This window comes from Ferruginibacter paludis (genome assembly GCF_030409685.1).
GTDB classification, from domain to species: domain Bacteria; phylum Bacteroidota; class Bacteroidia; order Chitinophagales; family Chitinophagaceae; genus Ferruginibacter; species Ferruginibacter paludis.
Map to the genome: position 1 here is coordinate 16374 of NZ_JAUFQJ010000003.1, position 12989 is coordinate 29362.

The 12989-nt window shown below is 40.2% G+C and carries 11 protein-coding genes; 3 read left to right on the forward strand and 8 right to left on the reverse strand.

Annotated elements, in window-relative coordinates; all coding sequences use genetic code 11:
* Positions 1-17: 17 nt before the first annotated feature.
* The 3 genes from QWZ08_RS04430 to QWZ08_RS04440 are packed head-to-tail and all read right to left on the reverse strand — an operon-like array spanning position 18 to position 2474.
* Positions 18-614: a hypothetical protein gene (locus QWZ08_RS04430; RefSeq protein ID WP_290336027.1), complete on the reverse strand. Its 597-nt coding sequence runs from the start codon at positions 612-614 to the stop codon at positions 18-20.
* Between the two features lie 8 nt (positions 615-622).
* Positions 623-1279, reverse strand: a complete 657-nt coding sequence (locus QWZ08_RS04435) for a hypothetical protein (RefSeq protein ID WP_290336028.1) — start codon at positions 1277-1279, stop codon at positions 623-625.
* A complete protein-coding gene (locus QWZ08_RS04440) occupies positions 1269-2474 on the reverse strand; it encodes a hypothetical protein (RefSeq protein WP_290336029.1) in 1206 nt (401 codons plus the stop codon). The genes QWZ08_RS04435 and QWZ08_RS04440 overlap by 11 nt, the downstream gene beginning before the upstream one ends.
* 933 nt (positions 2475-3407) lie before the next feature.
* Here QWZ08_RS04440 and QWZ08_RS04445 point away from each other — a divergent pair.
* Positions 3408-3839: a hypothetical protein gene (locus tag QWZ08_RS04445; RefSeq protein ID WP_290336030.1), complete on the forward strand. Its 432-nt coding sequence runs from the start codon at positions 3408-3410 to the stop codon at positions 3837-3839.
* Between the two features lie 251 nt (positions 3840-4090).
* Here QWZ08_RS04445 and QWZ08_RS04450 read toward each other — a convergent pair whose 3' ends face one another.
* The 3 genes from QWZ08_RS04450 to rnr form a co-directional block, all read right to left on the reverse strand.
* Positions 4091-5833, reverse strand: a complete 1743-nt coding sequence (locus tag QWZ08_RS04450) for an amino acid permease (RefSeq protein WP_290336031.1) — start codon at positions 5831-5833, stop codon at positions 4091-4093.
* A gap of 121 nt (positions 5834-5954) precedes the next feature.
* On the reverse strand, positions 5955-6920 hold the full coding sequence (locus QWZ08_RS04455; RefSeq protein WP_290336032.1) for a polyprenyl synthetase family protein: 966 nt from the start codon (positions 6918-6920) through the stop codon (positions 5955-5957).
* Between the two features lie 53 nt (positions 6921-6973).
* Positions 6974-8977 (reverse strand): ribonuclease R, encoded by a 2004-nt coding sequence (gene rnr / locus QWZ08_RS04460; RefSeq protein ID WP_290336033.1) that lies wholly within the window; start codon positions 8975-8977, stop codon positions 6974-6976.
* Positions 8978-9443: 466 nt separating this feature from the next.
* Here rnr and QWZ08_RS04465 point away from each other — a divergent pair, with 466 nt between their 5' ends.
* Complete coding sequence (locus QWZ08_RS04465) at positions 9444-9749, forward strand: phosphoribosylpyrophosphate synthetase (protein WP_290336034.1); 306 nt, start codon at positions 9444-9446, stop codon at positions 9747-9749.
* 29 nt (positions 9750-9778) lie between these two features.
* Positions 9779-10285: a HEAT-like fold family protein gene (locus QWZ08_RS04470; protein ID WP_290336035.1), complete on the forward strand. Its 507-nt coding sequence runs from the start codon at positions 9779-9781 to the stop codon at positions 10283-10285.
* Positions 10286-10291: 6 nt separating this feature from the next.
* On the opposite strand, the gene QWZ08_RS04475 is transcribed toward QWZ08_RS04470, so the two are convergent.
* Positions 10292-11539, reverse strand: coding sequence for a tetratricopeptide repeat protein (locus QWZ08_RS04475; RefSeq protein ID WP_290336036.1), 1248 nt, complete (start codon positions 11537-11539; stop codon positions 10292-10294).
* A 126-nt stretch (positions 11540-11665) separates the two neighbouring features.
* Positions 11666-12979: an AAA family ATPase gene (locus tag QWZ08_RS04480; RefSeq protein ID WP_290336037.1), complete on the reverse strand. Its 1314-nt coding sequence runs from the start codon at positions 12977-12979 to the stop codon at positions 11666-11668.
* Between the last annotated feature and the right edge of the window lie 10 nt (positions 12980-12989).

Genomic DNA, 12989 nt, shown 5'->3' on the forward strand with positions numbered 1-12989 from the left:
GGCTCCATGCCATTTTTCTATTGTGACTCAGGAACATCAATTTTAAAATTTATTGTTGAGTAATTGCCTAAAGTGACCCACTTATGAACAACAGTATCAGAAAGCATATGGGGCAGTCTCCAACTATGAATAACTTCAATAGAATCGTTGATATTAAATGAATCATCATTTTTGATCCCTGAATTATCGTAATATAACACACCAATTATCCATGGCCCCCCCTTCTGTATGGTGGAGAATACATTAAATTGATTCGGCGTTTTACCTTGATCGCTGTATTCGGTAACTGGTCCCCAGATAAGAAGTTTACCAACTTTTTTTTCACCAGACTTGTCTGCATTTTTTAAAAAGAAGTTTGTGTCTGTAATGGCGCCTATGCTACTTTGGCTTTCCACCCATTGGCTTGTTTCACCGGATTTGACTATTATGTTGAAGTGTGCGCCCGTATCCGGACTTGAAACTCTATAGTGTATGAATTCGCGGGGAATACCGGCTTGTTTTGCTATCGCTTTTCCTTTGTTAACCGAAAGCACCATCATTAATATAATTGAGCTACCCAGCGCCGTTGCGAGTAGATCGATAAATATCAATATTCGAAGATTGCTTCCACGCATAATTATATCTATTGTGTATCGATTTTTACTAGTTTATCGAGATCCGCCAACTTTCCGATGTCTATGTGTATTTTAAGTTTATTGATATTTTGCACCCTGGTCGGCGGAACATTAAAAAGACCAGGAAAATTATCTCGTTGTGAGCTTCCTTCAATAATCATAACCTCTACTATCGGTTTATCTCCGGGATCTTGGCTTTCCAGTGAACCTCCCATATCCCCCGGTATTTCAAAGTCGATGGGTAGCATGCCATTGGCAGTGATAATAAAAGAAATTCCATTCGGTTCTTCTTTAATTTGGAACCTTAATGATTCAGAAAGATCTTCTCGATTATCAGGTATTGATATAGTCCAGAAACTTTTTACGTTGTCACTTTTTGCGCGAATAATACCAAGATTATCTGGACTAAGATTGGAGATTTTCACAATCCTGATAGCGCCCATTGATTTTGACTTTCCATCATCACCCATCATTGACGACATATTTGCAAACTGACCATCGCTATTGGCATTATCAGCCTGCTGCATTTGACCAACAGAGTTTCCTATAATTTTTATCGAAAAAATAAAAAACAAGATGATGCAACCGCCCAATCCGCAAGCAAGAAGATCCACAATCAGCGATTCTACATCGAGCTTTTCAATGGCCTCGTCCTTAACTTTCATTCCAGGTTACATTTTTATATTTTAAGATCAATTCCGTGGTAAGCAAAAGCATTAGCAGTATCAAACCAACAAGTGTTGACGTAAATGCAACACCCATTGTTTCAGATACAGAAGACACAGCCAGTGCCTGATTGATCTGCGTATTTGCCCGGACAATAGTATCAGCTTTACCAAGCGCTTCACTTAAGCCTCTTTTTGTTCCAATGAAGCCTAATGATGGAAGTGCGATTAATACCCATCTGTAGAGGATCAGTGAATATTTTTCGACATTGGTTAAAGAAGGTTCTGACTTATTAATGTTTGTCAATGATGCTTTGTATTGAGCCGCTGCTGGGTTGCTGCGAATAATCTTCATATTTTGAATCAGTAACAATAAGCCTATACAGAATACTATATACATAAAGAATTGCTCTGGCCCTTCAAGAACTGTAAACCAATTTTTCGCAGAACTTACTTTTGGATCGTCATGAATGGAGACAAGCATTCGTTGGAAGTACTCACTTACTTGTCTGTATGATTCAACGGGTGTTATTCCTTTGCCGTCTGGGTCGCCAAGAGGGAGATTATCATATTTTTCTGCTATGCGTGAATTCAGAAAAAGAAGATTTACAATCTCCGATTGATCTGAGGCTTTTCCCCAAAGCCCTCCTAATTGTTTTGGGAAAAGAAAGGAAAGAAAATTTTCATGGTAATCGGGAAGTTTATCAATTGAAGACCCTACAGCATCGCCATAAACTTTAAAGGCATTCGGCCCTCCAGCTAGGCAAGCAGCAATAAGATTCTCTAGGTTATCTTTAAATTCTTGAGCCTGATTTTTACTTCCGACCATTTCCGATACCCTGATAAGATGCTGAATGGTGGTGGTGGTCTGAAAAGTTTCCTTTTCGGCAATTATTGCCTGTTGCATTTGAGCGGAAACATTGTCTGTTGTAGTTTCCCAACTCAATATTCCCATGTTTACAAACATCCGCCAGGGTAGTTTATCGTCGATTTTCCTATTGGCAGTATTATGATCTTTTGCAACAAAACGCTTAGAGCCGAAAGAAGGATCGCGATTAAAAATTATTTCGGTAAATTTTGATTGTCTGATCTTGCTCTTAAGATTAAAGTAAGACAAAGAGATCAGGGTAAAGTGAACAAGTACACCCAATAAAAAACCGGCCATAACGATTTTTATAAAAACAGGAAGTTTCATTTAATAGATTTAGGGATGTGTACGAAAACTTAAATTATCAAGCCAACTGTATGGTAATTTTCGGGGGGAACAAATTAGCTGGCGAACTATAAGAATTCAAAAGATAAAATAAATCGGTGGAATAAAAAAGAATAATTTTTTCACTAATTTTTTTGCGAATCGTAATTGCAGGGGATGCTGCTTGAATCCATCAGAGCACCAAACTAGGATTTAACTTTCGGTTTTTCCTAATGATAACTGATCATTTTGATATCTGCAAGTGTGATATTTATGATTGTTTTTTCAAAATTGCTACTTTCTGTTCGTGAGTACCAAGAAAAAGAGTATGCTTACTAACAAATAGTATCAAGTACTACAGAACATTTGCCTTAAAGAACTTGCTCGATATTTTTGTGTTTTTTGATTGGTTTCTTGAAGTTTTTCATCCTGAACCGAAAAAAATTGGGAAAACAGTGGGAGGTCAGTTGATTTCTAAAAGACGATGGAAAAGCAAGAAGAAATGGCTTTGTCAATGGTTAAATTATGAGAGGCTTTGCAATTGATTTTGTTTTCATAGTTGCTTAAATATGGAATCTCAGAATTGATTTGCTTAGTTTTAACTTGGATGAGGGATGTGGATACTTGAAGGGTATTTATTCGGACATTTTACATTCTCACTTTTGAAAAAGATCATAAGGGAAGAACTTACGGTTAGAAAACTGAACCCGCCCTGTTCGCGTTAATTTGGTTAAAACCCGGACTGTAATGTTATTACTAAATAGCAAATATTTAGATTGTTAATTAACAGTACTGAAGTTATGAAGCAGAAATGACTGTATAAGTTTGTTGTTAACTATAATTTTTATTAGAATGATTTTAAAACTTAAAGCAGTTATCAATTATTCTGGTAACTTGTATTGTAATTTATTTATATTTAATTTTTAACCGTTTGTTATGATTAAGCCATTACTTATTTTTTTCGCAATTCTGTCAATAAGTGTTCATTTTGTCACAGCGCAGAAATATACTCCTCTAGTCCCTTCAATGCGGCCTGCGGCTCCTGGAGCTACGACAAATGTACCTAACTATGGGGGATTATTAATAACCATCCAGAATGAAATTTTGCAATGGGCTAATAATAACTGTCAGGAATTGATTAATAAACAAGTTTCAGATAATTTAGAAAAAGAGAGAAGTACGGTAAAGAAAATGACAACATATCTTGTCGTGGTAAATATTACTGACAAAATGAAGTGTGTGGTTGAGACTTTTAGAGCTTTGAAAACCAATGAAGATCCCTCAATAATTCATGATGACAAGACTAAATACCTAGTGTATACTCTTGATATTTACCCTTGGATTATTTATAAGAATAAACGCTATTAGAATAAATCAAAGTTATTGCTACTTAAGCTCATCCTAGGAGATTACACGTTTCAAGAATTTCCTTAATTAAATTTTCAATGTTGCTTATCTTGTGGTCTAGCTTTGCAGCTAAAAGCAACAATAATTTTTGGTGAGTGATTCGGTGAGCAGAAGTTTAAAACCGATCTAAAATATTGATTTTGTAAGTGATATAGGTAGGGTTCGATTCCCTGCAGCTCCACATTGCTTCTTAGCCCGGGCAACTATTTTTTTTAATTCGCCAGTTTACTTTTTTTATATCCGTACAACAGGTAAATCACCAGCCCGATTAACAACCAGCCAAGAAACCATGCCCAGTTATTTTTTGTCATACCAGTTAGTAAGTACAAACAGGTAATAAGGCCCATTAAGGGAATTAAAGAATATTTTTTTAAAAAGGTTACCACTGCCAGCGTTAAGGCGCTTAACCAAAAAATAATGAGGGTAATATTAGGTGTTGCCATGTCCATAAAACTTTGTTTTCCCTGCGTATAATCTTCATTGCTGCCAAAGTCAAAATTAAACATGTCGGTAAAATAACTGGCCGACAACTGGTGCGCAAGGAAAAGGGAAGCAACTACAATCAATGGAAAAATATATTGTCCGTTAATATATGGAATGTGAAATTTGCCTGCTTCTTTTACTTTTCTAGGTATCAGCAATACACCGCCACAAACCAATACAAAGGCAAACAAAGTAGCGATACTGGTAAAGTCCAGCACAAATGTTTTATCTGTAAACAAGATGGGTAAGCCAACTACCAACCCGGTAACAATGGTAGCAAATGATGGGGTTTTATATTTTGGATGAATCCGCTGAAACACTGGCGGCATAAGACCATCGCGGCTCATGCTCATCCAGATGCGGGGTTGGCCCATTTGAAAAACCAGTAGCACGCTCGTCATGGCAACCACCGCGGCGATGGCTACAAAAAACTGCATCCACCCAACGTTGAGGTTTTGCTTTTCAAAAATAAATGCCAGCGGATCTCCTACTCCATCGAAATTTTTATAGTTTACAGCACCTGTTAAAACCAGTGTTAGTAAAATATAAACAACGGTGCAAATAACCAGCGATAATATCATGCCCCTTGGCAAATCGCGTTGGGGATTTTTAGCTTCTTCCGCCAGTACGCTCACCGCGTCAAAACCAATATAAGCGAAGAACACACCACTTACAGCAGCCATCACACCGCTAAATCCCCTGGGCATAAATGAATGCACACCTTCGTCATTGGGCGGTGTCCAGTTGGGTGTTAACCCATGGGAAAAAACCAGGTAGCCGCCAACAATAATCACCAGTGCTACCACAATCATTTTTAGTATCACCATCACATTGCTAAAATTGCGGCTTTCTTTTACTCCGCGGAATACCAGTAAGGTGATGAGAATATTAATAATAAATGCAGGCAAATCAAAAATAATTTTTAAGCCGCCAATCACAGGCGCCGTTTTATATGCCTCCAACACGTCGGGATTAGTACTGCCTGCTGCCATGGCATGTTTTACTTCCATGTAACTCGTGCAGAGGTATTGCGGAATGTGCACGCCCATTTTTTCCATTAAAGAAGTAAAGTAATCGCTCCAGCTGTAGGCCACATAAATATTGCCGATGGAATATTCCATGATGAGCGCCCAGCCAATAATCCAGGCAAACAATTCACCGAAAGAAGCATATGCATAGGTATAGGCGCTGCCTGCAACAGGTATACGACTTGCGAATTCTGAATAACAGAATGCGGTAAAGGCACAGGCAATCGCCGTAATTATAAATAAGATTACCACCCCCGGCCCCCCATGAAAAACGGCCCCACCGAGACTACTGAAACTTCCTGCACCGAGAATGGCGGCTATGCCGAAAAAGGTAAGGTCCTTCATGGATAGTACGCGCTTTAAGCCATGCCCGCCATGGGGATCATCTCCGCCTTCGGCTAAAATGCTTTCAATCTTTTTTGTTCTGAATAAGGAGTTAGACATGTATATTTTGGTTTAACGACGTATTAGTCTCCAAAATAATTAATAAAACTGAAGTATGCGCTTTTTGATGCTTTTAAAAAGGAGGAAATAATCGCAGGGATATTTTGCAAGGCATACAGGATTATGATTCCCGTTGTATTAAATAACCCGCCAAATCCATCAAAGGTTTTTTACGGCCGCTTGTTACGGCTGTATCTTCCAGGTGTTGCAACGCGGTTTGCAGGTATCTGTCTTTTAATTTTTTTGCCCAATCATCTACTTTACAATCCCTGAATATTGTTGTTACCCGTTCCACTTTATCCGGTGCGTTTTCCTGCATCAAACTTTGCAATACTGTTAGCTGTTCAGCCGATGCGTTTTCCATCACATATATTTGCAGAAAGGTTTTCTTGTTGCTTAGAATGTCGCCTCCAACCTGTTTGCCAAATTTTTCGGGATCCCCAAAAACATCCAGGTAATCATCTTGTACCTGGAAAGCAATACCCAGGTTTTTACCAAACTCATACAGGTGTTGCTGGTTGCCTTCGCCGGCGCCACCTAATATAGCACCCAACTGCAGGCTAGCGGCCAGCAATACAGAAGTCTTCAACGTAATCATGCCTACATATTCGTCAAGGCTTACCGTTGCTCTTTTTTCAAAGTCCATATCCAGCTGCTGCCCTTCGCAAACAGCCGCGGCTGTTTCATTAAACAGGTGCAGCACTTTTTGCAGGTTATTGACTTCAATTTTATTGAGGTATTCATAAGCCCGCACAAACATTACATCTCCCGCCAGCAACGCGGTTGATTCGCCGTATTTCTGGTGCACTGTTTCCATTCCCCGGCGCATGGGCGCCTTGTCCATAATATCATCGTGTATCAAACTAAAATTATGAAACAGTTCAATTGCGGTGGCGGCGTGGAATGCATCTGGAATAATCTCTGCAAACAATTCGTTGCCCATCAGTACACAAACCGGCCGTACTCTTTTCCCGCCCAGTTGCAAAATGTACTGCGCCGGATCGTACAGCGTGGTGGTATGCAATGGAAAATGCCGTGTATTAAATTTGTCTTCAAAAATTTTTGCCAGTTCTATAAAGGAGTGCATAGGTGCTGTAATAAAAATTGCTGAAACATCTGTTCAGCAATTTACGTGTAAAATTATTTCTTGTGTTTGGTCTGCTTTTTTGCTTTTGCAATATTCAGTTCGGTTTTTCCTTCGTCCTGCACCCAATGATAGTCCAGCTGGCGTTTTTCCAGGTTGGCCGCTACCACTTTTATTCTCACCGCGTCGCCCATCCTGAACTTCTTTCCCGTACGCATACCAACCAATGCATAATCAGCATCATCCAGCTTAAATTCATCAAATTCGTTCAGGTCTCTTACGGTAACCATACCCTCGCATTTATGCAAAACCGTTTCTACAAAAAAGCCAAAACTGGCTACCCCGCTGATTATTCCGTCAAATTCATCTCCCAGGTAGTCCATCATAAATTCAACCTGCTTGTATTTATTGCTCGCTCTTTCTGCTTCCATCGCCTTACGCTCGCGGTCACTGCAGTGCTTGCATTTCTCCTCCATCTTTTTATCCGGCTTCACATTTTTATCAAGACACTCCTGTAATATCCGGTGCACCATTACATCCGGGTAGCGGCGGATGGGCGAAGTAAAATGACAGTAATGCTCAAAGCCTAAACCGTAATGCCCAATATTTTTAGAAGTGTACACCGCCTTTGCCATTGTACGAATGCCCAATTGCTCCAGCACATGTTGCTCAGGTTTGCCACTTACATCTTTCAGTAAATTATTAAATGATGCCGCCACGGCTGCATCATCATGTATGTTGAAGGTGTACCCGAATTTTTTTGCAAAGGCTGCAAACGGTTTTAATTTTTCATCATCCGGTGTGTCATGTATCCTGTAGGGAAATGGTACCGGCTCCTGGTTAATTTTTATCCGGCTCACATATTCCGCGATGGTTCTGTTGGCCAGCAACATAAACTCTTCCACCAGTTTGTGTGCGTCTTTACTTTCTTTAATTACAATGCCAATTGGCTTACCCTTTTCATCCAGTTGAAACCGCACTTCCTGCGAGGAAAAATTAATGGCCCCGGCCTCAAACCTTTCCGCTCTAAACCCTTTTGCCAGTTTATCCAGCAATAAAATCGCTTTGTGGTTCAGCCCGTCTTTTGTTTCAATAATGGTCTGCACATCCTCGTAAGTGTACCGGTGATTGCTGTGGATGATTGTTCTGCCAATCCATTTGTGTTTAATTTCGCCACGGTTGGTAATTTGGAAGATTACAGAGAAGGTATATTTATCTTCATTGGGCCGCAACGAACACAATTCATTGCTTATTTTTTCCGGCAGCATCGGGTTTACCCTGTCTGGCAAATACACGCTGGTGGCTCGTTCGTACGCACTCTTATCCAGGATGCTATCAGGCTTTACAAAGTGGCTTACGTCTGCAATATGTACGCCTATTTCATAATTTCCGTTGTCTAAATTCCGGATAGAGATAGCATCATCAAAATCCTTCGCGTCAACCGGGTCGATCGTGAAAGTTAAAATATCCCTGTAATCCTTTCGCTTTTTTAATTCCTCTCTTGTAATAGTTTCTGATAATTTCATGGCATCATCCAGCACCGCTTTTTCAAATGCCAGCGGAAACCCGGCTTCAATTAAGATTTCTTTCATCGCCATATCGTTTACATCTTCCGACTTCAGGATGCTTACAACTTCACCTTCCGGTTTTTTATCCGATTTATCCCATTTCACTATTTTAGCCACTACCCTTTCTCCATCTGCGGCACCATTTAATTTTTCAATAGGAATATAAAAATCAGGCATTGGCTTTTCTGTTGCTGCTTTAAAAAAGGCCACATTTTTATTCAAAGAAATATTCCCGATAAAGGTTGTCTGATTGCGTGTAACCACCTCCGTTACCTTGCCTTCTGTGCGCCGGCCACGTCCGCTGTCCGGGCTAATTTGTACTTTCACCATATCACCGTGAAACCCACGCCCAATATCATTTGGCCTTACAACAATATCCTTGTCCATTCCTTCCACAATTACATAGGCCATTCCACTTCTCGAAATATCCAACTTGCCTTTAACAGTGCTGGTTTGGGATGATTTCTTTTTTGTTGTTTTATCTTTACTCATAAATATGTTGCTATTTCCGTTGCCTGAACCAAGCTGGAAAAAATGGTTTTCTTTTATTTTTTTGTCCGGGCATATTCAGCATTGGTCGACATCGTTGCGTCGCCCTCTTGTACCAGTTATCATTATTAAACTTTCATCTAAGCGTATCTTGCATTATTTGCCAGGCTGCTTTAATTTTAATGTCTTCATTCAAAAGTACACAATGCCCAAAGCTATAATCTTGCAAAGGTAATCAAACTATTGCTACGGGGAAAACCTTGCACAAAGCATGTAGCTCTGATGCAGGATGCAGCTATTGGTAAGTACGATTGGATAGCCATGACGTTGGCACAAAAATAAAATACCCAAATAGTGTAACCGGTAAAACAAGGCATTCTCAAATCAAGTCAGCATTCAAAAAATTCTAAACGTCCACTGTAAAAAAATGCAACCATTATTTCACTAACTTTATTTTAAACTTTTTAACATGGAAAATTACGACACAGTAACTGAAGCAGTAAACGGGCTAAAGGCCAAAGGATATACAATGGATTTTAATATTGAATTCGATAAAATAATTTGCAAACAAAATAATTATTGTTTAAATCCAAACGAGTTTGAAATAACAGAAGTGTACCGTTTTGAAGGCGACACTGACCCGGGAGATGAAGAAGTGGTGTACGCCGTAGAATCGAAAGATGGCAAAATGAAAGGCGTATTTACAGGCGCTTACGGAATGTACGCTGATAGCATCAGCAATGAAATGATTCAAAAGTTATCCATGCACAGGTAAATAATTTCTATAACAAAATTTGCTGCCCGATGCACCTGGAAGACGAAATATTGAAAGAGCATTCAAGAGAACAATGTAATACGATCGTGCAATGGGTCGGCAAATCCCAACAACGGTTTGATGAATTATTTGCGCTGTTTTTACGAGGCGAATACAGGATAACACAAAGATCATCCTGGCCCCTGAGTTATTGCGTAGAAGCACACCCGGAGTTTATTAAAAATCATTTTGAAAACCTCCTGAACAATTTACAAAGGCCGGGGGTACATGATGCGGTTAAACGAAATACCATCCGTTTGTTGCAGTATGCTGATATTCCGGAAAAATTCAGGGGTAGGGTGATGGATACTTGTTTTAAATCTGTAGCCTCGCCGACAGAAGCCGTCGCTATCAAGGCCTTTTCGTTAACGGTGTTGGGCAACCTTGCAAAACAATATCCCGAAATATTACCCGAAATAAAATTACTGGTTCGGGAGCAACTGCCCTATCAAACAGCGGCTTTCAAAAGCAGGGCAAAACCATTTTTACAACAATAAAAATAGCTACCGAAAAACAGTTACCCAACTGTTGATCACAAACAGTACGATAAATACGGTGCCTATAATCATGGCTGCATCCAGGTTGATAAATGCAGCGATTACTGTAAGTATGCCCAGCACAACTAATACCATCGCTATTTTATTTTTACCAGTATAGGCTTTAAAAGAAAGCGGGTATTGAATATTGCCAAGCGGCAATGCCATGGCCCAAAATGCAATCGCTGCAACCAGCATCGGCGGATATATCTCTCCGGGAATAATTATGCAGGCGATTAAAAATACAGTCACTCCAATTGCCAGTGATCCTACTACCGTGAGAGCCGTCCATTTCTCGGTTGCATCTACTGCATGTTTTCCATCCTTATGAAATAAAAGAAAAAAATTGGCCAGCGGATGTATCAGCCAGGTAGTTAATACAAACACAAGATAAAGGGCGATCAGCACCGCACCCACAGTTTGTGTAGCGGCATTCGATTGTAAAAGTGAAGCAGATAGCCGCACCAAAACATACAAGCCGACAGGAATAACCCACCGCACTTTTTTGCCTTTGTTGTTTAACCAAAAACTATATTGCAACAACCAGCGGTATGGTGGTATTAATGATTTCAGCGCTTCTTTTAATCCACGCCTTGCATTGATGTTATTGGGGTTGATGCGCAGGGCTTCCCTGAAATGTGTGGCAGCCACTTTATTTTTTCCCTTTTCCAGGTAATTCCATCCGGCGGTGGAATGCGTAAATTCATTATCCGGATCCTGCGATAATGCATATTGCATGGTAGCAATGGCATCATCAGTCCGTTTTAATTTGTTCAGCGCAACGCTTCTTGCATTTAAGCAGGTAATGTTTTCAGGGTCAATTTCCAGCCCTTCATTGGCTTTCAGCAATGCCTTCTCAAATGCCTTATCTTCAATCAGCACAAGTGCCAGCAAACCATAGCTTTCGCAAAACCAGGGGTTAAGTTCGATAGATTTTTGCAGGTATTCAATGGCTCGGGGATTATCATTTTTGCGGTAGTAACCGAATGCAAGTAAATAATAATAATAATGATTGGCAGGATCAATGGCGATTGCACGAAGGGTGGTCTTAATTCCTTCATCAAATTCCTTTTTATCAAAATAGCAGCGGGCATATAAGGCCAGGGCTTCATCATTATCGGGGTTTTGCTGAAGGGCATTTTTTAACTGGGTAATAGCATCATTTACACGACCTTGTCTTAAAAGCAGCGAAGCTCTTTCGATGTATGGATCCATAACTTCATTTTGCGGGTTGGAGGCTGAAAGCTTAAAGCCGGAGCTAATTTTATTGAAAGCCTTTTCATGTGCTTTTGCCTTTAAGCTTTTTGCTTCAGACTTTTCGCCTTCAGCTTTAAGCTTTCCTTATTTTTTAATCTTAAGGTACTTCAATATATCATCATATAAACCCGACTCATTTGAATACAGGGCGTAGTTGCGTGCGGATGCAAACCATTCTGAAGTAGTTGGTTTGTGCTGCTTAACAGCCGATAATAAATCTTTGGTTGTTAACACCTGTATGCTTCCCTTACTCATCGATTCCCTCAGCTTTTCTTCTACCGCAATATCAATCACGGCATTTAAATCAGCACCTGAATAATCGGTTGTTGCAGCAGCTATCTTTTTAACATCTATTTCACCAACAGGTTTTGCTTGCAGCATTGTTTGCAGCATATTTATCCTTGCTGCCTCATCCGGGGGCGCTACAAAGATTATCCGGTCAAAACGTCCCGGCCGCCTGAAAGCCGCATCAACACCCCAGGGCGCATTGGTGGCCGCTAATACCAGCACACCTTCATTGTCGCTGCTTACACCATCCAGCTCCGCTAAAAACTGGTTAATAACATGGCGCATGGCAGACTGTTTTAAATCGCTCCTGCTCGCCCCCATGGCATCTACTTCATCAAAAAATAATACACAGGGTTTGTTACGCCGTGCCATTTCAAAAATCTCATGCAGGTTTTTCTCGCTGTTACCTATCCACATGTCTAAAATATCATGTAAACCGATGCTGATAAATTTGGCATCTATTTCGCCGGCGGTGGCTTTGGCAATAAATGTTTTGCCACAACCCGGGGGGCCGTATAATAAAATTCCGCCTCCGCTCTTTTTTCCAAATGCTTTGTAGAGTTCCGGATTTTTTAATGGCTGAATGATTTTGATAGAGATTTCTTCTTTTACTTTTTCCATTCCACCCACATCTTTAAATCTGAGCGAAGGCTTTTCCATCAGGTATTCCTCATCATCCAGAAAATCAAGATCGTCATCCATTGAATTGCCTGCCGAAGGCATGCGCAAATGACTGTCAATTTCTTCATCTGTAAACCCGGGATTTAACGCCAGCACTTGCTGATAATTATTGAGCGCCTGTTCCATTGATCCCTCTTTTATCAGGGACTTAATGTATAATACCTGGTCGGCTATACCCATATCATTTTGCATTTGCTCATACACGATAATGGCCGCTGAATATTTTTGCTGATAATAATAACCCGCAGCAAGCCCTGCCTGGGCTTTTGCATTTCCATAGCTCCGCTGCAAAACATCCTGGTATTGCCTTGTTGCTTCGTCGTATTTTTTTTCAGCCATCAACATGCCCGCAACCTGCAAACGCAATGGTACATTTTCAGGCGATACTTCAAGCGCCTCCAGTAAATTTTTTATTATTTCATCCGACATGCGTAATTAT